Source organism: Streptomyces sp. NPDC045021 (genome assembly GCF_056432645.1).
Map to the genome: position 1 here is coordinate 69528 of NZ_JBWKIQ010000005.1, position 20331 is coordinate 89858.

At 71.7% G+C, this 20331-nt stretch carries 19 protein-coding genes; 7 read left to right on the plus strand and 12 right to left on the minus strand.

Annotation, left to right across the window (positions count from 1 at the left end):
* Nucleotides 1-30 precede the first annotated feature (30 nt).
* Nucleotides 31-930 carry a DUF2797 domain-containing protein gene (locus tag AC07DC_RS17025; RefSeq protein WP_478915209.1) on the plus strand — a complete coding sequence of 300 codons (900 nt, stop codon included), beginning with the start codon at nucleotides 31-33 and terminating at the stop codon, nucleotides 928-930.
* Nucleotides 931-958: 28 nt separating this feature from the next.
* Here AC07DC_RS17025 and AC07DC_RS17030 read toward each other — a convergent pair whose 3' ends face one another.
* Nucleotides 959-2620, minus strand: a complete 1662-nt coding sequence (locus tag AC07DC_RS17030) for a DUF2142 domain-containing protein (protein ID WP_478915210.1) — start codon at nucleotides 2618-2620, stop codon at nucleotides 959-961.
* A 403-nt stretch (nucleotides 2621-3023) separates the two neighbouring features.
* Nucleotides 3024-4262, minus strand: a complete 1239-nt coding sequence (locus AC07DC_RS17035) for an ROK family protein (protein WP_478915211.1) — start codon at nucleotides 4260-4262, stop codon at nucleotides 3024-3026.
* A gap of 17 nt (nucleotides 4263-4279) precedes the next feature.
* Here AC07DC_RS17035 and AC07DC_RS17040 point away from each other — a divergent pair, with 17 nt between their 5' ends.
* Nucleotides 4280-5527: an MFS transporter gene (locus AC07DC_RS17040; protein WP_478915212.1), complete on the plus strand. Its 1248-nt coding sequence runs from the start codon at nucleotides 4280-4282 to the stop codon at nucleotides 5525-5527.
* Between the two features lie 218 nt (nucleotides 5528-5745).
* A complete protein-coding gene (locus AC07DC_RS17045; protein WP_478915213.1) occupies nucleotides 5746-6489 on the plus strand; it encodes a maleylpyruvate isomerase family mycothiol-dependent enzyme in 744 nt (247 codons plus the stop codon).
* 60 nt (nucleotides 6490-6549) lie between these two features.
* On the opposite strand, the gene AC07DC_RS17050 is transcribed toward AC07DC_RS17045, so the two are convergent.
* On the minus strand, nucleotides 6550-6945 hold the full coding sequence (locus AC07DC_RS17050; RefSeq protein WP_478915214.1) for a MarR family winged helix-turn-helix transcriptional regulator: 396 nt from the start codon (nucleotides 6943-6945) through the stop codon (nucleotides 6550-6552).
* 86 nt (nucleotides 6946-7031) lie between these two features.
* Between AC07DC_RS17050 and AC07DC_RS17055 the strand changes: the two genes are divergently transcribed.
* Both AC07DC_RS17055 and AC07DC_RS17060 read left to right on the plus strand, forming a co-directional pair.
* Entirely contained in the window at nucleotides 7032-8582 is a 1551-nt protein-coding gene (locus tag AC07DC_RS17055) for an MFS transporter (protein WP_478915215.1), read from the plus strand.
* A 145-nt stretch (nucleotides 8583-8727) separates the two neighbouring features.
* On the plus strand, nucleotides 8728-9006 hold the full coding sequence (locus tag AC07DC_RS17060; protein ID WP_478915216.1) for a DUF6332 family protein: 279 nt from the start codon (nucleotides 8728-8730) through the stop codon (nucleotides 9004-9006).
* Between the two features lie 39 nt (nucleotides 9007-9045).
* Here the strand turns inward: AC07DC_RS17060 and AC07DC_RS17065 are convergent, their stop codons facing one another.
* From AC07DC_RS17065 to AC07DC_RS17075, 3 genes are read right to left on the minus strand one after another with little or no spacing between them, the layout of a single operon-like run.
* Nucleotides 9046-9711, minus strand: coding sequence for a response regulator transcription factor (locus tag AC07DC_RS17065; RefSeq protein ID WP_478915218.1), 666 nt, complete (start codon nucleotides 9709-9711; stop codon nucleotides 9046-9048).
* Nucleotides 9708-10925, minus strand: a complete 1218-nt coding sequence (locus AC07DC_RS17070; RefSeq protein WP_478915219.1) for a sensor histidine kinase — start codon at nucleotides 10923-10925, stop codon at nucleotides 9708-9710. The genes AC07DC_RS17065 and AC07DC_RS17070 overlap by 4 nt, the downstream gene beginning before the upstream one ends.
* Before the next feature lie 58 nt (nucleotides 10926-10983).
* The gene (locus tag AC07DC_RS17075) at nucleotides 10984-11703 is read right to left on the minus strand and encodes a TetR/AcrR family transcriptional regulator (RefSeq protein WP_478915220.1); all 720 of its coding nucleotides are present in this window, start codon (nucleotides 11701-11703) and stop codon (nucleotides 10984-10986) included.
* Between the two features lie 131 nt (nucleotides 11704-11834).
* Between AC07DC_RS17075 and AC07DC_RS17080 the strand changes: the two genes are divergently transcribed.
* Nucleotides 11835-12290, plus strand: coding sequence for a nitroreductase family deazaflavin-dependent oxidoreductase (locus AC07DC_RS17080; protein WP_478915221.1), 456 nt, complete (start codon nucleotides 11835-11837; stop codon nucleotides 12288-12290).
* Nucleotides 12291-12297: 7 nt separating this feature from the next.
* Here AC07DC_RS17080 and AC07DC_RS17085 read toward each other — a convergent pair whose 3' ends face one another.
* The gene (locus AC07DC_RS17085; RefSeq protein ID WP_478915222.1) at nucleotides 12298-12954 is read right to left on the minus strand and encodes a DUF4230 domain-containing protein; all 657 of its coding nucleotides are present in this window, start codon (nucleotides 12952-12954) and stop codon (nucleotides 12298-12300) included.
* A gap of 58 nt (nucleotides 12955-13012) precedes the next feature.
* Entirely contained in the window at nucleotides 13013-14182 is a 1170-nt protein-coding gene (locus AC07DC_RS17090; protein WP_478915595.1) for a geranylgeranyl reductase family protein, read from the minus strand.
* 209 nt (nucleotides 14183-14391) lie between these two features.
* On the opposite strand from AC07DC_RS17090, the gene AC07DC_RS17095 reads away from it, so the two are divergent.
* Nucleotides 14392-15753, plus strand: a complete 1362-nt coding sequence (locus AC07DC_RS17095; protein ID WP_478915223.1) for a M20/M25/M40 family metallo-hydrolase — start codon at nucleotides 14392-14394, stop codon at nucleotides 15751-15753.
* 71 nt (nucleotides 15754-15824) lie between these two features.
* On the opposite strand, the gene AC07DC_RS17100 is transcribed toward AC07DC_RS17095, so the two are convergent.
* From AC07DC_RS17100 to AC07DC_RS17115, 4 genes are all read right to left on the minus strand, one after another.
* Nucleotides 15825-16829 carry an NUDIX hydrolase gene (locus AC07DC_RS17100; RefSeq protein ID WP_478915224.1) on the minus strand — a complete coding sequence of 335 codons (1005 nt, stop codon included), beginning with the start codon at nucleotides 16827-16829 and terminating at the stop codon, nucleotides 15825-15827.
* 142 nt (nucleotides 16830-16971) lie between these two features.
* The gene (locus AC07DC_RS17105; protein WP_478915225.1) at nucleotides 16972-17898 is read right to left on the minus strand and encodes a carbohydrate ABC transporter permease; all 927 of its coding nucleotides are present in this window, start codon (nucleotides 17896-17898) and stop codon (nucleotides 16972-16974) included.
* A complete protein-coding gene (locus tag AC07DC_RS17110; RefSeq protein ID WP_478915226.1) occupies nucleotides 17895-18809 on the minus strand; it encodes a carbohydrate ABC transporter permease in 915 nt (304 codons plus the stop codon). The genes AC07DC_RS17105 and AC07DC_RS17110 overlap by 4 nt, the downstream gene beginning before the upstream one ends.
* An 11-nt stretch (nucleotides 18810-18820) precedes the next feature.
* Complete coding sequence (locus tag AC07DC_RS17115) at nucleotides 18821-20092, minus strand: ABC transporter substrate-binding protein (protein WP_478915596.1); 1272 nt, start codon at nucleotides 20090-20092, stop codon at nucleotides 18821-18823.
* Nucleotides 20093-20331 lie beyond the last annotated feature (239 nt).

Genomic DNA, 20331 nt, shown 5'->3' on the forward strand with positions numbered 1-20331 from the left:
GAGACTACTCCGCGCGGCCTACCATCAGGTGTGGAGACGTGGCGATGCACCGGACTGCGGTGGAAGGGCGGCCCGGCCTCCTGGGAGCCCTGCTGGCAGTGGTCGCACCCCCGGTACGGCGGGCGGAGCAGCCCGGTTCCGGTCGGCGGCCGACTGGCCCTGGCCGTGGGCCCGGACGCGGTACGGCGCTGCACGGGCGTACACCGGTCCGGCCGTCACCTCCTGTGCCCGCGCGCCGCGGAGCTGAGCCCGACGGCCCGCCGGGACCTGTGCGACGACTGCGCCGCGCTGGACCGGCTCTCCTCCGTCGCCGCCGACACCATGGCCGACGACCCCCGGCCGTACTCGGTGTACCTGGCCTGGTTCGGCCCCGGTCTGACCAAGGTCGGCATCACCGCGGCCGAGCGGGGCGCGGCCCGGCTGGTGGAACAGGCGGCCGTTTGCTTCAGCTTCCTCGGACGCGGCCCGCTGATGGCCGCGCGGCGCACGGAGGCCTCGCTCGGCGCAGCGCTGGGCATCCCGGACCGCGTGTCGGCCGGTGCCAAGCGGGCGGCGCGGTGGGCGCTGCCGTCAGCCGGCGAGCGGGCCGCCGAACTCCGCGCCCTGTACGAGGCGGTGACCGCACTGCCGGACACCCTGGACCGGCTGCCCTACGCCCTGGTCGACCATGCGGCGCTCTTCGGGCTGGAGCCGGATCCGCCCCGGCCGGCGGCCCGGGTCACCGCGCTGGCGCCGGGTACGTCGGTCACGGGCACCGTCCGGGCGGCGGCCGGCGGCGACCTGTACCTCGATACGCCGGACGGCGAGCTGCTGCTCGACTCCCGGCTGGTCTCCGGCTGGCCGCTCACCACACCCGCCCCCGGACCGCGGACCCCGGCGCCCACCACTCCCGTGCCCCGGCCGGAGGACGTTCCGGAACCGCTCTTCTGAACTCCCGGGATCCCACGGCCCGCCCGGGTCACCCGCGGCTGGGCTCCTGCTCCCTGACGACCTGCTCGCGGCTCCCCGCCGACGGGTCGGCGGCCGGCTGGGCGGACGAGTCGGCGGGTGGCACGGTCCCGGCGACGTTCCCGGCCACCGGCCAGCCCGACCTGATCGCCAGCAGGACCAGCAGGAAGCCGGAGAGTGCCGGCAGGAGGAGCGCAGCGGACCAGCCCACGACGGGCGGCTGCCACTGCAGCGGGCCGCCGGAGAACTGGTTCGCCCTGCCGAACGCGTAGCGCAGCGCGGCCCAGACGAACGCGCCGCCCTGGGCCAGCGCCCAGCAGCCGATCAGCAGCAGGGGCAGCCGGGTCCGCAGCCGCTCGGGGAAGGCGCTCCAGTGCCGGGCGACGACCACCGCCGCCAGCACCGGGATCCCGACGGCGACGGCCAGCAGATAGCGGCCCTGCCAGATGAGTCCCAGGTGGGCGGCTTGCGGGGCCATCAGCACCAGCGGGCCGAAGGCGGTGCCCGCCATCAGCGCCGCCAGCACGAGGATCTCACGGGCCCGTCCCGTCGCCAGGGCGACCATGACCAGGCAGCCGGCCATCACCCACCACAGCACGTAGGTGAGTTCGGGGGCGGGGACGTTCAACGACCCGAAGATCGCGACCATTTGGTGCAGGTAGTTCGGGAGGAGGTCGAAGACCGCCTTGAGGGCGGAGGTCAGCGGTGTGTACTGCTCCAGGGTCTGGGCGGGCAGGGCGAGCGTGTCGGCGGTCATGGTCCACGCCACGGCCGCCAGCCCCGCAGCGCCCGCCACCCCCAGGCACACCCACATCGCGCGCAGCCGCGCCAGCTGCCGCAGCCGTCCGGGACGCGCCAGGATCAGCCCCGCCGCCAGCACCAGTGCGATCCACAGCGGGCCCAGCGCGCGCATGGAGGCGAGCAGGACGCAGGCGGCGCCGAGCCGAACCAGTCGCCGGCGCAGTTGCGGCAGCCCGTCGGGGTCGGTCGCCAGCCGGACCACGACGGCCCAGGCCAGTACGGCCGCCGCGACCTCGGGTCCGTTGGGGTTGACGACGCCGCCGAGGTAGACGGCCGTCGGGGTGGCGGCGGTCAGCACGCCGATCAGCGCGACGCGGCCGCTGTACCCCTTGGCCGCACCCTCCTGGACGGTCACCACGGCGCTCGCCAGCAGCGCGGCGCACAGCAGCGCGCTCAGCAGCCGCATCGCGTACAGGCCGGCCTCGCCGGTGAGCAGCAGGCTCGGCCAGCCGACCAGCAGGTAGTAGCCGGGGCCGTACGTGCCGGCGCTGGTGATGACCGTCGCGGTGTCGTCGGAGGGGGCGACGGTGCCGCGGCAGGCGACGGAGAGCTTGTCGTCGTTGCGGAAGCAGCGGTAGCCGCCGTCGATGACGTCCAGGTCGCGGTATCCGGCGGGCACGCGCACGGCCGTGAATCCGACCTCGACGTCGACCCCGACGTGGTGCGCCTCGATGACCCGCTGCTCGCCGCCGAACTCACCGCGTACCACGGCGGCGGCCTTGACCATGTGCGCAGCCTCGTCCGGGGGCGCGGTGACGGGTGTGGCCAGCGACCACGCGGTCATGAGGGTGACGAACGTGGCGAAGGCCAGCGTCCAGACCGTACGGGCGGCGGCCCACGCCGACACCCGCTTCCGCAGCCAACCGGCCACCGTATGGCTCCACTTCTTCCGCCGCCCGGCACCGCCGGCACCGCGCGGGACGCGCCCCGCTGACGGCCGCGCCGTCGATTGAGGCGCACCATATACGCGCAACCTGACGGCCGGGTTCCGCTGATCCGCCCCTCCGGCGAGCCCCGGAAGCACCCCTTGGCGACACCTCCGCCGCAGGGGATCTTCCCTGCTCACACGGGGATTGCGGCGGGTCCGTGCGGTGCCGCGGGTGGCTGCCGGGCGGCCCGGCGGGGCGGTCGCGGGCGGGCCAGGACGGTCGGGCGGCGTCGGGAATTCCCTTACCCGCCCCGCATTGTTCAGCGCCGGGTCACCGTTTCGCGGGTTGCCGCCCATCGGTGGCGGGCGGGGTGACGGGCCCGCTCGCCGCGCCCGCCCCGGGCGTTCAGCCCACCGCTACCGTCCCGCCGAGCGCCGTCATCGGGTCGTCGAGCACCGGCTGCCAGGCCAGTTCGGCTGCGCCGACCAGGCTGTTGTGGTCCAGGGCGCAGGCGAGCAGCGGCACGCTGCCGCTGCGCCCCCACAGGCTGCGGTCGGCGACGACGGCGCGCAGCCGCTCGGGGTCGGCGTCCAGGAGGTGGCGGTGCAGGCCGCCGAGCAGGATCCTGTCGGGGTTCAGGACGTTGACCAGGCCGGCGAGCCCGAGGCCGAGCCGGTCGACGAGGGTGTCCGCGGCGGCGCGGACGGCCGGGTCGCTGTACTCCTCCCGGAGCAGGTCGCGGGCCTGTTCGAGGAGGGAGACAGCCGGCCCGGGCGGGCGTCCGGCCGCTTCGAGGAAGGCGAGCGGGTCGACCTCGACGTCGAGGCAGCCGCGGCTGCCGCAGTGGCAGGGCCGGCCTGCCGGATTGACGGTCAGATGGCCGACCTCGAGGGCGAGACCCGAACTGCCGGTGTGCAGCCGTCCGCCGAGCACGAGCGCGCCGCCGACGCCGCGGTGGCCGGTGGCGACAACCAGCAGCTGGTCGGCCCCGCGCCCGGCGCCGTGCCGGTGCTCGGCGAGGGCGGCGACGTTGACGTCGTTGCCCAGGAAGGAGGCCAGCGGGGCGCCACCGGGTCCGGTGATGCCGGCCAGGGCGATCTGCTCGGCGAAGACCTGGCGGACGGGGGAACCCGCGGGCCAGGCGACGTGCAGCGGGTTGAGGGCGGTGCCCTCGGGCTCCGCGACGGCGGACGGTACGGCCAGCCCCGCGCCCAGGCAGGTGCGCCCGGAGGCCCGCAGCAGCTCCGCGCCGGCTTCGACGACCGCGCCCAGCACGTGCGCCGGGTCGGCGGGCACGGTCATGCAGCCGGGAGCGGTGGCGACGATCCGCCCGCCGAGCCCGACCAGTGCCGCGCGGAATCCGTCGGAGTGCACCTGGGCGGCGAGGACCACCGGTCCCGCCGGGTCGAGGTGGAGTCCGTGTGAGGGCCTGCCCTGGGCGCCGGAGGCACCGCCCGGCCGGGTGTCCACCTGGATGAACCCGAGCGCCTCCAGTTCCGCGGCGACCGCGCCCGCCGTGGCGCGGGTCACGCCGAGTTCCGAGGTGAGCAGGGCGCGGGTCGGCGCGCGGCCGGTGTGCACGAGTGCGAGAGCCGGGCCGAGTGCGCCTCGGCCCCGCTCGAGCCTTGTCCGAATCTGGGTCACCCCCCTATTCTGACTTTGTGCCGACGCTAAACAAAATAGGGATGGCCCTGACGCCGTCCCGCCGTCCCCCGACCGACCCCTCTCTCACCCGGCTTCGCGTCGCCCTCACCACGTTCTTCGCCCTCGACGGCTTCATCTTCGCGGGCTGGGTGGTCCGTATCCCGGCCATCAAAGCGCAGGTGGGCGCCTCCGCGAGCGAGCTGGGCCTCGCGCTGCTCGGCGTCTCCGCGGGCGCCGTGGCCACGATGGTGCTGACCGGCGGCCTCTGCCGCCGCTTCGGCAGCCGCCGGATCACGGTCCTGACCGGCGTGCTGATGTCGCTGAGTATCGCCCTTCCGCCGCTCACCCATTCGGCGCTCGCCCTCGGCCTGGTGCTGCTGGCCTTCGGAGCCGCGTACGGAGGCATGAATGTCGCGATCAACAGCGTCGCCGTCGACCTGGTGGCGGCGCTGCGCCGTCCGGTGATGTCCGGATTCCATGCCGCGTACAGCCTCGGCGGGCTGCTCGGAGCCGCCCTCGGCGGTCTGCTGGCCCCGCATCTGTCGCCCACCACCCATCTCCTGCTGCTCACCCCGGTCGGTCTGCTGGTCGCCGCCGTCGCCGGCCGGACCCTGCTCACGCAGCGGATCACCCCGCCGGCGGACGATCGGCAGGGCGGGCCCGCGAGCCCTGCCGCCGCGCCGACGACCGGGGCGGCACCGACCCTGCACAGGACCGGCCTGCTGGTGACCATCTTCGGCCTGATCGCGCTGTGCACGGCCTACGGCGAAGGCGCGCTCGCGGAGTGGGGACCGCTGCACATCCACGAGGACCTGGGCGGCGGCCAGGGCATCGCCGCGGCCGGATACGCGGCCGTCGCGCTCGCGATGGCGCTCGGGCGGCTCTCCGGCACGGCGCTGCTGGAGCGCCTCGGCCAGACCAGGGCGCTGGTACTCGGCGGGCTCACCGCCGCAGCGGGCATGCTGCTCGGCTCGCTCGCCCCGTACGTGTGGCTGGCCCTCGTCGGATTCGCCGTGACCGGCCTCGGACTGGCCAACCTGTTCCCGGTCGCCATCGCCCGCGCGGGCGAACTCGCCGGGCCCAGCGGCGTCGCGGCCGCCTCCACCCTCGGCTATGGCGGGATGCTGCTCGGCCCGCCCTCCATCGGTTTCCTGGCCGACGCCTTCGGTCTGCCGACCGCACTGACCACGGTGGCGCTGCTGGCCGCGACCGCCTCCGCCATCGCCTACGCCGTACGGAACGTGAGCGCTCGTACGGGACCCTGACGTCGCGGCGCGTCCCGGCCCGCATCCGCAGCGGCGACACCTCTGCGCCGAACCTTCGACGCACCTGCGGCGGACCTGCGACACCCGACCCGGTCCGGTATACGATCCGCGCCCCGGCGCAGCGGAACCGGCGCAGGTCAGCGCATCGCCGCCCGGACCTGCGAGGCGAGTACCGCGCGGGCGTACCGCGTCCCGGGACGGGATGTCACAATCCCGCCATGGAGACGGTTGAGTTCATCGAGATCCTGCGGCACAACGGAACGCTGCTCGCCGATGCCGCCGAACAGGCCGGCCTGGACGCACCGGTGCCGCCCTGTCCGGACTGGCAGGTGCGCGACCTCGTACAGCACACCGGAACCGTCCACCGCTGGGCGACCGGATTCATCGTCGAAGGGCGGAAGGAACCCGCGCCGATAGAGGGCAAGGTGCCGGACGACGGCGAGTTGCTCGACTGGTACCGCGAGGCACACGCCCGCCTCGTGAACGCACTCACCGCGGCGCCGGCCGACCTGCGGTGCTGGCACTTTCTCGCCGCCCCCTCGTCACTGGAGTTCTGGGCGCGGCGCCAGGCGCACGAGACGGCCGTCCACCGGGTGGACGCCGAGGCCGCGCTCGGTGTGGCCCCCTCCCCCATGAGCACGGCGTTCGCCGCCGACGGCGTGGACGAACTGCTGGCCGGGTTCCACACCCGCCCGCGCAGCCGGGTGCGCAGCGAACTGCCGCGCACATTGCGCGTCCGGGCGGTGGACGCGGCCGCCGGCACGGGCGACTGGCTGGTCCATCTCTCGCGGGAGGCGCCGCGGGTGGAGCGCGGGGCGCCGGGCGCGGCCGACTGCACGGTGAGCGGAACCGCCGCCGACCTCTATCTCGCGCTGTGGAACCGCGGACCGTACGACGGGCTCGACATCTCCGGGGACGCGGGACTGGTGGAGCTGTGGCGGCGGGACTCCCCCATCATGTGAGGTGCGCAGGCCGCGGAGCCCGGTGGTTCGGTCGTCGAACCCCGGGCATGGGGGCGACGCTCAGGCGTTGCCGAGCATGCGCTCGAGAACGGCGCGCTGGCCGGGCTTGGCCACCTCGTACCGGGTGCGCCCGAGGTCGGTGATCCCGACCCGTACGCCGCGCCGGTCCTCGTCGCAGATCCCGCGGTTCACCAGACCGTCCTTCTCCAGCCGGGCCACCAGCCGGGACAGCGCGCTCTGGCTCAGATGGACCCGGTCGGCGAGTTCCTGGACGCGGAAGGTGCAGCCGCCGTCCTGCGGATCCCCGCCGGCGAGCACGTCGAGGACCTCGAAATCGCTGGCCCCGAGACCGTGCTGATGCAGTTCACGGTCGAGTTCGCACGCCGTACGCGCGTGCACGGCGAGGATCCCCCGCCATTCCTCCACGAGCGTCCGCTCACCCTTGTCACCGGTCATATCTGCACGGTAGCAGAGAAACGGAGCTTTATGCGCAAGCATTAAATGCACTTGCATTGGATGCATGCGCATGTAGTCTGCTCCGCATGACCTCTCCGTCCTCCACCGTCCCCGGTAGCGAAGCGAGTTGGAGCGCCCGGCAGTGGGGCACCCTGCTGGTGCTCTGCGCGGCGCTGTTCCTCGACGCCCTCGATGTATCGATGGTGGGCGTCGCCCTCCCGTCGATCGCCCACGACCTCGACCTCACCACCGCCTCGCTCCAGTGGATCGTCAGCGGCTACATCCTCGGCTACGGCGGCCTGCTGCTGCTCGGCGGCCGCGCCGCCGACCTGCTCGGACGCCGCCGCGTCTTCCTGATCGCGCTCGGCGTCTTCGCCGGCGCCTCACTGCTCGCCGGCATCGTCGACTCCGGTGAGCTGCTCATCGCCACCCGGTTCATCAAGGGTCTGAGCGCCGCGTTCACCGCGCCCGCCGGACTGTCGATCATCACCACCTCGTTCGCCGAGGGCCCGATCCGCAACCGGGCGCTCACCATCTACGCCTCCTGCGGCGCCACCGGCTTCTCGATGGGCCTGGTGCTCTCCGGACTGCTCACCGAGGTGGGCTGGCGCTGGACGATGCTGCTGCCCGCGCCGGTCGCCCTGATCGCCCTCGTCATCGGCCTGAAGCTCATCCCCAGGAGCCCCCGCGAGACCGGCGCCGGACGCGGCTACGACCTGCCCGGCGCACTGACCGGCACCGCCGCGATGCTGCTGCTCGTCTACACCGTCGTCGAGGCCGGACAGCGCGGATGGGGCTCGGCCCGCACTCTGGTGTCGTTCGCCGTCGTCGCCGTACTGCTGGCCGGTTTCATCGCGATCGAACGGCGCTCCGCGCACCCGCTGATCCGGCTCGGCATCCTGCGCTCCCCCAACCAGATCCGCGCCAACCTGGGCGGCGCCACCTTCATGGGGTCGTACATCGGCTTCCAGTTCCTCGTCACGCAGTACATGCAGTCACTGCTCGGCTGGTCGGCGCTGCACACCGCGCTCGCCTTCCTGCCGGCAGGCGCGCTGGTGGCCATCGCCTCACCCCGGATGGGGCCGGTCGTCGACCGGTTCGGCACCCCGCGGGTGATCACGGCGGGCTTCACCTCGCTCGTCCTCGGCTACGTGCTCTTCCTGCACGTCGACCTGTCACCGAACTACGCGCTCGACATCCTGCCGTCGATGCTGCTGCTCGGCACCGCCTTCACCCTGGCCTACTCGTCGCTCAACATCCAGGCCACCAACGGGGTCGAGGACCACGAGCAGGGCATGGTCTCCGGCCTGCTCAACAGCTCCTTCCAGGTGGGCGGGGCGATCTTCCTGGCCATCGTGACCGCGGTGGTGACCGCCGGCGGCACCGGAACCTCCCGCACACCGCAGGCGGTCCTGGACACCTACCGGCCGGGGCTGGTGGTCGTCACCCTCATCGGACTGGCGGGGCTGCTGATCACCGTCACCGGGCTGCGCAAGCGCCGCGCGGCCCACGAGATCATCGTCGCGACATCCGTCCCGTCCGCCTCGTCGGCTTCGTCGGCTTCAGCGGCTTCAGCGGCTTCGTCCGGTGTGCTCGCGGCGGACGCCGAGGCGCAGCCGGTGGTGGTGCGCGACTGACCGACCGGTCCGCCGTACCACTCGGGAACCGACCACCGTCCGGTCCCGCGCCACGAGGGAAGGCGCGGGGCCGGACGGCTCCCGTGGTGCGGGACCGCGTGCCAGACTGGCGGCAGTGCTGCCGTCCCCTGGGAAGGGTGGTCCGATGCGTGGGACTCGTACACAGGCCGAACGGGACGCCGCCACCGTCGAGATGATGTACGCGGCGGCGGCCGGAACGTTCTTCGCCGCGATCGCCTTCGCCCTGGTGGTGAGCCCGGTGCTCGCGGGTCGGGTGCACGGCGACGCCCGGCACAGCTGGGTGACCGCGGCCGTCGCCGTGGCGGTGGTGACCTTCTGCGGCGCGGTGGCCGGCATGCTGCAGCGCCATGAGAACCGGATGCGCACGGCCCGGGACGTGACGGACCGCGAAGAAGCCCGCTGAGCCGATATCGGGGTCCGGTCAGCTACTGAAGCGGTCCGGTCAGCCGAGCCAGCCCGGTCGCACCAGCCCGGACTCGTAGGCCAGGACGACGAGTTGGGCCCGGTCGCGGGCCCCGAGCTTGATCATGGCGCGGCTGACATGGGTCTTGGCGGTGAGCGGGCTGACGACGAGCCTGCGGGCGATCTCCTCGTTCGACAGGCCGATGCCCACCAGCGCCATCACCTCGCGCTCCCGGTCGGTGAGGTGTTCCAGACCGGCGACGGTGGTCGGTTCCTTCGACCGGGCGGCGAACTCCGCGATCAGCCGACGGGTCACGCCGGGCGACAGGAGGGCGTCGCCCTCCACCACCGCCCGCACCGCCCGCAGCAGTTCGGCCGGCTCCGTGTCCTTGACCAGGAAGCCGGAGGCTCCGGCGCGGATCGCCTCGAAGACGTACTCGTCCAGCTCGAACGTGGTCAGGATGACCACCTTGACGCCGGTCAGCGCCGGATCCTCGGTGATGTGCCGGGTGGCGGCCAGTCCGTCCATACGCGGCATGCGGATGTCCATCAGCACGGCGTCCGGGGTGAGTTCGCGCACCAGGCGCAGCGCCGCCTCCCCGTCGTCGGCCTCGCCGACCACCTCGATATCGGTCTGAGCGTCGAGCAGAGCCCGGAATCCGGCCCGCACGAGGACCTGGTCGTCGGCAAGCAGTACGCGGATCATCGGCCCTCTTCCTCGGTGGCGCCCGCCACGGTACCGGCCGCGCCGGACGGCAGCCTCGCCAGCACGCGAAAGCCGCCGCCGGGGCGCGGTCCGGCCTCGACCGTGCCGCCCAGCGCCGCGGCCCGCTCGCGCATGCCGAGCAGGCCGTTGCCGCCGCTCTCGCCGCCCTCGGGACGCGGAGACGAGGGTCCGTCGTCGTCCACGCTCAGTTCGACGCCCGCGGGCCCGTATCCCAGCCGGACGCGCGCGGTGCGGGAGCCGGAGTGCCGGACGATGTTGGTGAGCGCCTCCTGGATGATGCGGAAGGCCGCGAGGTCCGCGCCGGGCGGCAGCGGGAAAGGGGCGCCGGCGGTGGTGATGTCCACCGTCAGGCCCGCGCCGGCCGCCTGTTCCGCGAGCTCGGGCAGCCGGTCCAGGCCGGGGGCGGGCGAGCGCGGCGCGTCACCGGGCGTACGCAGGGTGCTGAGCACCTGCCGGACCTCGCCGAGCGCCTCCTTGCTGGCGGCCTTGATGGTGGTCAGTGCCGTACGGGCCTGCTCGGGGTGGTCGTCCATGAGCGCGAGGGCGACGCCCGCCTGCACGTTGATCACCGAGATGCTGTGCGCGAGGACGTCGTGCAGTTCCCTGGCGATCCGCAGCCGCTCCTCGTCGGCGCGCCGGTGCTCCGCCTCCGCGCGCTCGCGCCGTTCGCGCGCGATCCGCTCGCGGCGGGCCCGGAACAGCTCGGCGCCGGCCAGGATCGCGAGCAGCCAGGCGGCGATGCCGGACGCGGCCATCCAGGACGAGGGGCCGTCGCCCTCCGGCGGCAGCCAGCGGTACAACCACTGGCCGACCAGCAACTCCCCTGCGTAGACCACACCCGCGATGATCAGCACGGCGCGGCGGCGGCCCGCTCCGATGGCGGCGAAGAAGGCCACCACGACGCTGAGGAAGACCGGCCCGTACGGGTAGCCGAGGGCGAGATAGGTGCCGGCCACGGCGGCGGTGCCGGCGGCGACGAAGACCGGCAGGCGGTGGCGCAGCGGCAGCATCGCCGGTCCTGCCAGCAGCAGCACGTAGGCCAGCGCGTCCAGGTGCACCCGGCCCGACTGGTTGCGCGCCGCTCCGTTGGAGCCGATGAGCTGCGCGACCGCCACGGCGATCGAGGAGATCCAGGGGTAGCGGGTGGCGATGCCACGGATCCGGGGTGCCCCGGGCGACTCCTGGTCTGTCATGCCGCAACGCTAGACCGGCGACCGGGCGGTCGTCGTCCGCTCCGCGTGGTCATCGTGACTACTCCGCCGGGAGTACGGCGACGGGCGACAGGCCGACCTGGCCGGCGAGCGCGCCCACGGCCTGGTCGAAGAACTCGCCGCGGGCCTCCACCACGCGGTTGAACTGGCCGAAGAGCTCGAAGCTCAGCAGCCCGAAGAGCTGCGCCCAGGTGCTGACCAGCGCGGCGATGACCGGGATGGGGAGCTCGGGGCCCAGCTCCGCCGCCAGCCGGGCGGCGTCCGCCCTGACCGGCGCCGCCAGCGGCGATCCGGAGGGCGGGCCCAGGTCGCCGGACGCGTGCGCCTGCCGCACCACGGCGACCAGCGTGAGCGGAACGCGGGAGGCGGGACCCACGGTGTCCATCGGCGCGAAGTAGCCGGGCACCGGCGAGCCGTAGATGAGGGCGTACTCGTGCGGGCGCGCCAGGGCCCAGTCGCGCACCGAGCGGCAGACCGCCACCCACCGCGCGTGCGGGGCGTCGCCGGCCGTGCGGGCGAGGGCCGCCTCCGCCTCCGCTCCAATGGCGTCGTACGCGTCGATGATGAGCGCGGTGAGCAGCTCGTCCCGGCTCGGGAAGTACCGGTAGAGGGCCGAGGAGGCCATGCCCAGCTCGCGCGCGACCGCGCGCAGGGAGAGGCGGGCCGCGCCCTCGGCGGCCAGCTGCCGGCCGGCTTCCTCTTTTATGGCGGCGGTTACTTCGATTCGGGCCCGTTCCCTGGCTCCGCGGATCACACTCATGTCGTCCAGTCTGCCATCTTCCGGAGCATCGGCCAACAACGAGAGCACTGCTCTTGTTTTTTCCGGACGGGGGTGGCAGGCTGATCTCAAGCGAGAGCACCGCTCTCCATTTCCCCCAGGGAGCATCGATCATGTCCGACCGCGACCACGTCAAGAAGCCCGGCTGGTTCACCGTCAACGTCTTCAACCGCACGGTCGCGTGGCTGACCCGGCGCGGGCTGAGCATCTGGGGATCGCGAGTGCTGGCCGTGAAGGGTCGCAAGAGCGGCGAATGGCGGCGCACCCCGGTCAACCTGCTGACCGTCGGCGAGGAGCGCTACCTCGTGGCCCCGCGCGGGCACGTCCAGTGGACGCACAACATGCGGGCCGCCGGCGGCGGGCAGCTGATCCTGGGCCGCAGGACCGAGGAGTTCACCGCGACCGAGATATCCGACGACGACAAGCCGGTGCTGCTGCGCGCCTACCTCAAGCGCTGGAAGGCCGAGGTCGGTGTCTTCTTCGGCGGCGTCGGCCCCGAGTCGACCGACGAGGAACTGCGCGCGATAGCGCACAAGCACCCCGTCTTCCGGGTCACCACCTCGGGCTGACGAGGGGCTAGGGGCCGAAGGTCACCTCGACCTTGGTGAACCCGAGCGAGGTGAGCAGCCGCTGCAGCATCGACTGTGTGTTGGCCTCCGCGCGCTTGCCCAGCTCGGTCGACCTGGCCGCGTCCTGGATCTTCTGCGCGGCCAGTTCGTTCAGCTGCTTCTCGTTCCCGGGGTTGTTGCCCAGGAAGTCACCGAGCCGGTCGAAGAACCCCCGCTGCTGCGAGACGACGTAGGAGTTCTTCGGGTCGAGGGCGGTGCGCTCCAGCTCCGCGTGGGGCAGCCGGATGGTCGCGGCGGTGCGGTCGCCGGAGACGGTGACCGCGTCCTTGCCGACCTTGCCCAGGTCCACGTAGGAGTCCACGCTGCCCGCGCCGACGTACAGCGTCCGCTTGCCCTTCACCGAGTCGGGAAGGAAGGTCGCGTCCTTCTGCAGATCGACGACGACCTGGAAGTTCCCGCTCGCGCCCTGGAAGCGGCTCATGTCCTGGATGGACTTCAGCACCACAGGACCGCTGCGGTCCTTGGTCTTCTCGCCGAACGGATTGGGGATCCCGGGAAGCAGGTCCGCTTTGGCGAACAGAAAGAAAAGCCCCGCCAGGACCACCACCGTGGCGGTCAGCCTGGCCCACCACGGCATTCGGCCCGAACTGTCGCGCAGCACCATGTCGACGGCACCTCCTGGGAAGTCGCCTTCCCCTCAAGTGCCGTTCCATGACCCGCCGTTACGAACGGTCCAGGGCCCACAGCGCGCGGCGGGCGAGCGGATGGTTGCGGACCAGGTCCGCGAGGGTGCCCTTGCCGCGGGTGATCCCCGCGAAGGCGTGCCAGGCCGGCGGGAAGGTGGTGAGGACGGCGTGCAGCAGACCGGGGCGCTTCTCGAACAGGGCCAGCATCCGCCGCCCCACGCCCATCTCCACACCGAGCCCGGCCTTCACGGCGAAGGCGTAGTTCAGCGCCTGCCGGCGGGCGTCGACCGCGTCGTGCGCCTCGGAGATCCGGACCGCCCACTCCCCGGCCAGCCGTCCGGAACGCAGTGCGAACGAGATGCCCTCACGGGTCCACGGCTCCAGCAGTCCCGCCGCGTCACCGCACACCAGGACCCGGCCGCGGGAGAGCGGGGAGTCGTCGGACCGGCAGCGGGTGAGGTGCCCGGAGGAGATGCTCGGCTCGAAGCCGGCCAGCCCGAGGCGGGCGATGAAGTCCTCCAGATAGCGCTTGGTCGCGCTGCCGTCGCCGCGGGCGGAGATCACTCCGACGGTGAGCGAGTCGCCCTTGGGGAATACCCAGCCGTAACTGCCGGGCAGCGGGCCCCAGTCGATGAGCACCCGGCCGGCCCAGTCCTCGGCCACCGCCGCCGGCACCGGGATCTCGGCCTCCAGACCGAGATCGACCTGGTCCAGCTTGACCCCGACATGGACTCCTATCCGGCTGGCGCTGCCGTCGGCGCCGACCACGGCACGGGCGAGCACCGTCTCCCCGTCGCTCAGCACGACGGCGACCGTCCGCCGGTCGGGCACGGCCGGACCGTGCTGCTCGACGCGGGAGACGGTCACGCCGGTCCGGAGCACGGCTCCGGCCTCCTGCGCCGTCCGGACCAGCGCCTCGTCGAACTCGGGGCGGTTGATCAGGCCGAACAGCATCTGCCGCGAGCGCTTGGTGCGGGACAGCTTGCCATTGAGGCTGAACGTGACCGCGTGCACGCGGTCGCGCAGCGGAAGCTCGAAGCCGGGCGGCAGCGAGTCGCGGGAGGGGCCGATGATGCCGCCACCGCACGTCTTGTAGCGCGGCAGTTCGGATTTCTCCAGCAGCAGCACCCGGCGGCCGGCGGCGGCCGCCGCATGGGCGGCCGAGGCTCCACCGGGGCCGGCACCGACCACCACGACATCCCAGATCGTGTCGTCCGCTCCGTCGTCCGCCGAACCGCTGCCCTGCGCCGCTTGCTCGCTGCTCACGTGTGATTCCGCTCCCGCTCGACCCGCCGACTCTCGTCGCCCCTGCTCAGCCGCATCCTATGGCGCGAAGGCGACTCCGGCCGCTGTGGCACCATCGGCAACGTCCACTTGTGCGCACGAACACACCATCACACCCGCAAGGAGCGCCCATGCAGGCCGTCCCGCTCTCCGAAACCGTCGCCTCGCTCATGCCGCGCGCCCGCGCGGAGCTCGCCGAACTCGTCTCGTTCGCGTCGGTCGCGGACGAACGCCAGTTCCCGAAGAGCGGCTGCGAGAAGGCCGCCGGCTGGGTCGCCGACGCGCTGCGGGCCGACGGCTTCCAGGACGTGGCGCTGCTCGACACCCCGGACGGCACCCAGTCGGTCTACGGCCACCTCCCCGGACCGCAGGGCGCGCCCACAGTGCTGCTGTACGCGCACTACGACGTGCAGCCGCCGCTGGACGAAGCCGCCTGGCTCTCCCCGCCGTTCGAGCTGACCGAGCGGGACGGCCGCTGGTACGGGCGCGGCGCCGCGGACTGCAAGGGCGGCATCCTGATGCACCTGACGGCGCTGCGCGCCCTGCGCGAGCACGGCGGCTCCCCGGTGAACATCAAGGTCATCGTCGAGGGTTCCGAGGAGCAGGGCACCGGCGGGCTGGAGCGCTATGTCGAGGCGCACCCCGATCTGCTGACGGCCGACGCGATCGTGATCGGTGACGCGGGCAACTTCCGGGTCGGGCTGCCGACGGTCACCGCGACGCTGCGCGGCATGGCCATGGTCGAGGTGAAGGTCGACACCCTCGGCGGCAATCTGCACTCGGGCCAGTTCGGCGGCGCGGCCACGGACGCGCTCGCCGCGCTCATCCACATGCTCGGCACCCTGCGCGACGAGAACGGCGCCACCACCGTCGACGGGCTGGACGCCGGCGGCCGGTGGGAGGGGCTGCAGTACCCGGAGGACGACTTCCGCCAGGACGCCAAGGTGCTCGACGGTGTCGGCCTGGTCGGCACCGGCACCATCTCGGACCGGATCTGGGCCCGGCCGTCCGTGACCGTGCTGGGCATCGACTGCCCGGCGGTGGTGGGCGCGACGCCCTCCGTCCAGGCGAGCGCGGGCGCGGTGATCAGCCTCCGGGTGCCGCCGGGCATGGACGCCCAGGAGGCCGCCGACGCGCTCATCGCGCATCTGCGGGCGGCGGCCCCGTGGGGCGCCCGGGTCGAGGTCACCCAGCGCGGCAGCGGCCAGCCGTTCCGCGCCGACACCACCAGCCCGGCGTACACCGCGATGGCCGACGCCATGCGTGACGCGTACGGCCAGGAGCTGGAGATCGCGGGTCAGGGCGGTTCGATCCCGCTCTGCAACACCCTGGCCACGCTGTACCCCGAGGCGGAGATCCTGCTGATCGGCCTGAGCGAGCCCGAGGCCCAGATCCACGCGGTGAACGAGAGCGTCTCCCCGCAGGAGCTGGAGCGCCTGTCGCTGGCCGAGGCGCTGTTCCTGGGCAGGTACGCCGCGTCCAGGTCCGTGTGATCCGTCCGAGGTGACGGGGTCCCTCCCCCAGCGGTGACTGGGGGAGGGACCCCGTCGGTCCGGCCCCCGGCTCATTCGACGGGGCGGCCGGCTTCCAGGTTCAGCGGGATGCCGCGCTCGCGGGCCCGCAGCGCCCAGCGCAGCCGGTCCAGCCGCACCGGCGGCAGCAGCCCCGCGGCCTCGTCCTCGGTGACGAACCGCCAGCCGCGCAGTTCGGCCCCGGGAAGCAGCAGCCGGGCGGCTTCGGCGGCCGGTATTCGTCCGCCGTCGAAGAGCAGCCGCATCCCTCCGAAGCCGGGTGGCGCCGGTGGCTCCCAGTCGACGACCAGCAGCTTCGGCACCACGGCGAGTTCGATGCCCAGTTCCTCGGAGACCTCACGCAGTCCCGCCTGCGCCGGTGCCTCACCGCGCTCGACGACCCCGCCGGGGAACTCCCACCCCGGTTTGTAGGTGGGATCGACGAGCAGCACCCGGTCCTGTTCGTCGAAGAGCAGCACTCCGGAGGCGACAGTTTCCGCCGTGGGTTCCGGGGTCTGCACGATGTCGCAGCGCCCCACGCCCTGGCGCAGCGCCTCGGCGATCCGCTCCGCGGTCTGCCTGGGCGTGAGCCCCGCCGTCCTGATGACGTACGCGTCGGCGCTGAGCCAGGGCAGCGCGTCCAGGTAGGCCGGAACGTGGCCCGCCCGCACCTCCTCGGTGTCCTCCCGACGGGCGAGACGCTCCCGCAGGATCGTTTCCCCAGGGTCGAGCAGCACATGTCGCACCACGATCCCGCGCGAGGCCAGACCGCCGAAGAGCTCGTCCCGGTACTCCTGCCGCAGCAGCGTCGCCGGGACGACCAGCACTCCCCCGACCTCCTGGAGCAGCGCGGCGGCGGTGTCGACCACCAGCCGCCGCCAGATCTGCAGGTCCTGGAGGTCGGTCACCTCCTGGAGCCGCTTCTCGGACAGCAGCTGGCCGAGTCCCGTACCGACGACCTCCGGATCGTAGAGAGTGCTGCCCGGCAGTAGGTCCAGCAGTTCGCGTGCGGCGCAGGTCTTGCCCGCGCCGAACGCCCCGTTCACCCAGACGATCACGGTGCCCCCTTCTCCGTAGCCCCCTACGAATTGCCCGGATCATCGCCATCGGCAAACGCGAAGTACCGGCCATCGGCTCGTACTGGCCCCCGCCGGCGACCCGTCGGCACCCGTCCAGAAGAAGGTTTTCCCGCAGTGCCCCCTAACCCTTGCTCGCGCCCAGGGTGAGGCCGGCGATGAACTGCCGCTGCAGGATCATGAAGACCAGGATCGTGGGCAGCGCGACCATGACCGACCCGGCCGCCAGCAGGTTGTAGTCCGTGAAGAACTGTCCGCGCAGGTTGTTGAGCGCCGAGGTGATCGGCAGCTTGTCGCCGGAGGACATGAAGACCAGCGCCCACAGGAAGTCGTTGTACATCCAGGTGAACTGCAGCGTGGCGAGCGCGGCGACGGCCGGCCGGCACAGCGGCAGCGTGATGCGCCAGTACTGGGTCCACACCCCCGCACCGTCGACGATCGCGGCCTCGATGATCTCCATCGGCAGGGTGCGCATGAAATTGGCGAGAACGAATACGCAGAAGCCGGTCTGGAAGGCCACCTGGACGGCGATGACGGCCCAGTAGGAGTCGTACATCGTCATCGAGTCGGACATCCAGTACGGCAGCGGAATCCGGTTGAAGAGCACGTACAGCGGGGTCACGATCACCTGCTGGGGAAGCAGGTTGCCCGCCGTGAACATGATCAGCAGGAAGACCCGGCCCCTGAGCTGGATCCGCGACACCGAGAACGCGACGAAGGAGGCGAAGAACAGCGTGAGCAGCAGCGCGGGCACCGCGATGATCAGGGAGTTGATGAAGTACTTGCTCATCTCCCCCTCGGTGAACGCCTGCTTGTAGTAGTCGAACGACAGATGCCGCGGCAGGGAGAAGTACCCGTACTCGGCGGTCTCCTGGTAGGGCCGCAACGAGGCGTAGACGGCGAGCAGGAGCGGGGCGAGGAAGGCCAGCGACACGACCATCAGGAACGTGTGGAGGCCCAGGCGCGCGGGACGGACCCGGCGCCGGTCCGGCGGGCCGCCGGTGGCGGCCTTCGCGTGCTGGGAGGGCCGGGCGGCAACGGCGGATGTCATGACTTCTTCTCCTCGCGCATCTCCTGGACCAGGTACGTCACGATGAATCCCAGCGAGATGGTGAGCAGCACCACCGCGATCGCCGATCCGAAGCCGATCCGGCTGGCCTCGCCGATGATGTTGTCCGTGACCAACACGCTGAGCAGTTCCAGACCGTTGCGCCCGTGGTTGACGGCGTAGACGATGTCGAACGCCCGGAGCGCCTCGATGACGGTGATCACCGCGACGATGACGTTCACCGGCCGGAGAGTGGGCAGCACGACCCGGAAGAACGACTGCACCTCGCTGGCCCCGTCGATCGCCGCGGCCTCCTTGAGGGCGGGGTCCACCGACTTCAGCCCGGCCAGGAAGAGGATCATCACGTAGCCGGTGTGCCGCCAGGCCGCGGCGAGCAGGATCGCCCAGATGTTCAGCGAGGGGTCGCCCAGCCAGTCGGTCGGGTTGTCGGTGTTGGCCAGAACGGCGTTGAGGGCGCCCTGGTCGCGGGAGAAGACCAGCTGCGCGATGAAGCCGACCACCGCCAGCGAGAGCACGACCGGCATGTAGAGGGTGCTCTGGTAGAAGCGGCTGAAGCGGATGTTCTTGTCCAGCAGCACCGCGAGCAGCAGCCCGAAGGGGGTCGCGATCAGGCCCAGGAACCCCAGCCAGAGCAGGTTGTTGCGGGCCGCCCGCCAGAACGGCGGATAGTTCGTGATCAGGTCGTGGTAGTTGCGGGTGCCGACCCAGTGGATGCTGCCGACGCCGTCCCAGCTGGTGAACGACAGCCCGACGGAGGCCAGGGTGGGGCCCCAGATGAGGCAGATTTCCAGCAGGACGGGTATCCCGAGCAGCACACCGAGGACGGCGAGGTCGCGAGGGGTGAACCTCCGCGGGCCCCGCCGTCCGGCGCGCCGCGTGATGATCTGCGGCACAGCCTGTACTCCTAGTCCGCGGCGGCGAAGATGGACTTCTTCTGCCTCTCGATGCTGTTGACCAGCCCGTCGATGTCGTCCGGCTTGTTGATGAACGTCTGCAGCGCCGGGATCATGACGGTCGAGGCGAAGTCCGGACGGGTGTCGCGGTCCAGGAACTGGGATATGTGCTTGGCTCCGGAGACCAGTTCCGCGGACTTCTTCTGCAGTTCGGTGTACTTGGCGGTGGAGGCACCGGAGTTGACACCGACGTTGTTCGGGTCGCCGGCGAGGTAGGCGTCCTCGGCCGCCGGGGTGGCCAGGTACTTGAGGAAGTCCCGCGCCGCGTCCTTGTCCTTGGCCTTCTTCGACATCAGGAAGCCGTCGATGGGTGCTTCGACCGAGTCCTGCCCGTGCGCCGGGTCGATCTCCGGGAAGGGGAAGAAGTCCAGGTCCGCGTGTTCGGCCTCGGGGAACTGGGTGCCGGGGTGCGGCAGCCCGAAGACCGCCATGCCGGTCTTGCGCTGCTGCAGGCTCTGCCCCGCCTCCTCCCAGGTCCGGCCGTTGGCGCCCTTCTGGTGATAGGGCATCAGGCTGCGCCACAGGTCGAACACGTGCTTGACCTTGGGGTCGGTCCAGGACTCCTTGCCCGCCATGAGCGAGGCGTGGAAGTCGTAACCGTTGGCCCGCATGTTGATGTAGTCGAACGTGCCCATGGCGGGCCAGCCGTCCTTGTCGCCGAAGGCGATCGGGGTCAGCCCGTCCTTCTGCATCTGCTTGGCGAGCGCGGTGTACTGGTCGAACGTCTTCGGCGCCTCGTAACCGTGCTGCTGGAAGAGGCTTTTACGGTGGAAGACGGCCCACGGGTAGTAGTAGTACGGCACGAAGTACTGCTTGCCGTCATGCCCGGTGGACTGCGCCTTGAGCGCGTCGGAGAAACCCTTGAATCCCGACCACACATCGCTGATGTCGGTCAGCAGGCCCTTTTCCGCGAAGAACTGCATCCGGTTGCCGGCGAACCACATGAAGACGTCGTCCGGGCTGCCCTGCAGATAGCGGTTGATGTTCTCCTGGAACGTGTTGTGGTCGACGGTGTTGACCTTCACCGTCTCTCCCGACTGCTTCTGATAGGCGTCAAAGGCCGACTGGAACGCCGCCTTCGGCACGGCATCCGACGCATTGGAACCGAGAGTAACCGTCTTGCTGTCCCCGGCGGGGCCGCTGCTACAGGCGGCGAGCAGCGAGGGAAGGGTTACCGCTCCCGCGCTGATCGCTGCACCTCGCAGCAGGCTTCGGCGGGAGATCCGATGTCCGGCGGCTTCTGTGAATGTGGGCCGACCACTGAACGATGACTGCGCCATGTCCCCCTCCTCGTGGGTGGAACTGAACACAACCGAACGCGAGCGGTGCGATCTCACCTCCGGGCGGGGGCGGTGTCAAGGTTTCTGACGAGATAACGAACAACGGTTACCGGATCTCTTTCAACAACCTTCAACAGCTTCTAACGTAAACGACCGTCATTCCCTTGGGTATAACCCTGCGT

Bases quoted from the DNA above. Each gene is read 5' to 3' on its own strand.
- AC07DC_RS17095 (WP_478915223.1), top strand. From the start codon at position 14,392: ATGCAGGCCGTCCCGCTCTCCGAAACCGTCGCCTCGCTCATGCCGCGC.
- AC07DC_RS17085 (WP_478915222.1), bottom strand. From the start codon at position 12,954: ATGGTGCTGCGCGACAGTTCGGGCCGAATGCCGTGGTGGGCCAGGCTG.
- AC07DC_RS17080 (WP_478915221.1), top strand. From the start codon at position 11,835: ATGTCCGACCGCGACCACGTCAAGAAGCCCGGCTGGTTCACCGTCAAC.
- AC07DC_RS17050 (WP_478915214.1), bottom strand. From the start codon at position 6,945: ATGACCGGTGACAAGGGTGAGCGGACGCTCGTGGAGGAATGGCGGGGG.
- AC07DC_RS17105 (WP_478915225.1), bottom strand. From the start codon at position 17,898: ATGACATCCGCCGTTGCCGCCCGGCCCTCCCAGCACGCGAAGGCCGCC.
- AC07DC_RS17075 (WP_478915220.1), bottom strand. From the start codon at position 11,703: ATGAGTGTGATCCGCGGAGCCAGGGAACGGGCCCGAATCGAAGTAACC.
- AC07DC_RS17045 (WP_478915213.1), top strand. From the start codon at position 5,746: ATGGAGACGGTTGAGTTCATCGAGATCCTGCGGCACAACGGAACGCTG.
- AC07DC_RS17065 (WP_478915218.1), bottom strand. From the start codon at position 9,711: ATGATCCGCGTACTGCTTGCCGACGACCAGGTCCTCGTGCGGGCCGGA.
- AC07DC_RS17055 (WP_478915215.1), top strand. From the start codon at position 7,032: ATGACCTCTCCGTCCTCCACCGTCCCCGGTAGCGAAGCGAGTTGGAGC.
- AC07DC_RS17060 (WP_478915216.1), top strand. From the start codon at position 8,728: ATGCGTGGGACTCGTACACAGGCCGAACGGGACGCCGCCACCGTCGAG.
- AC07DC_RS17070 (WP_478915219.1), bottom strand. From the start codon at position 10,925: ATGACAGACCAGGAGTCGCCCGGGGCACCCCGGATCCGTGGCATCGCC.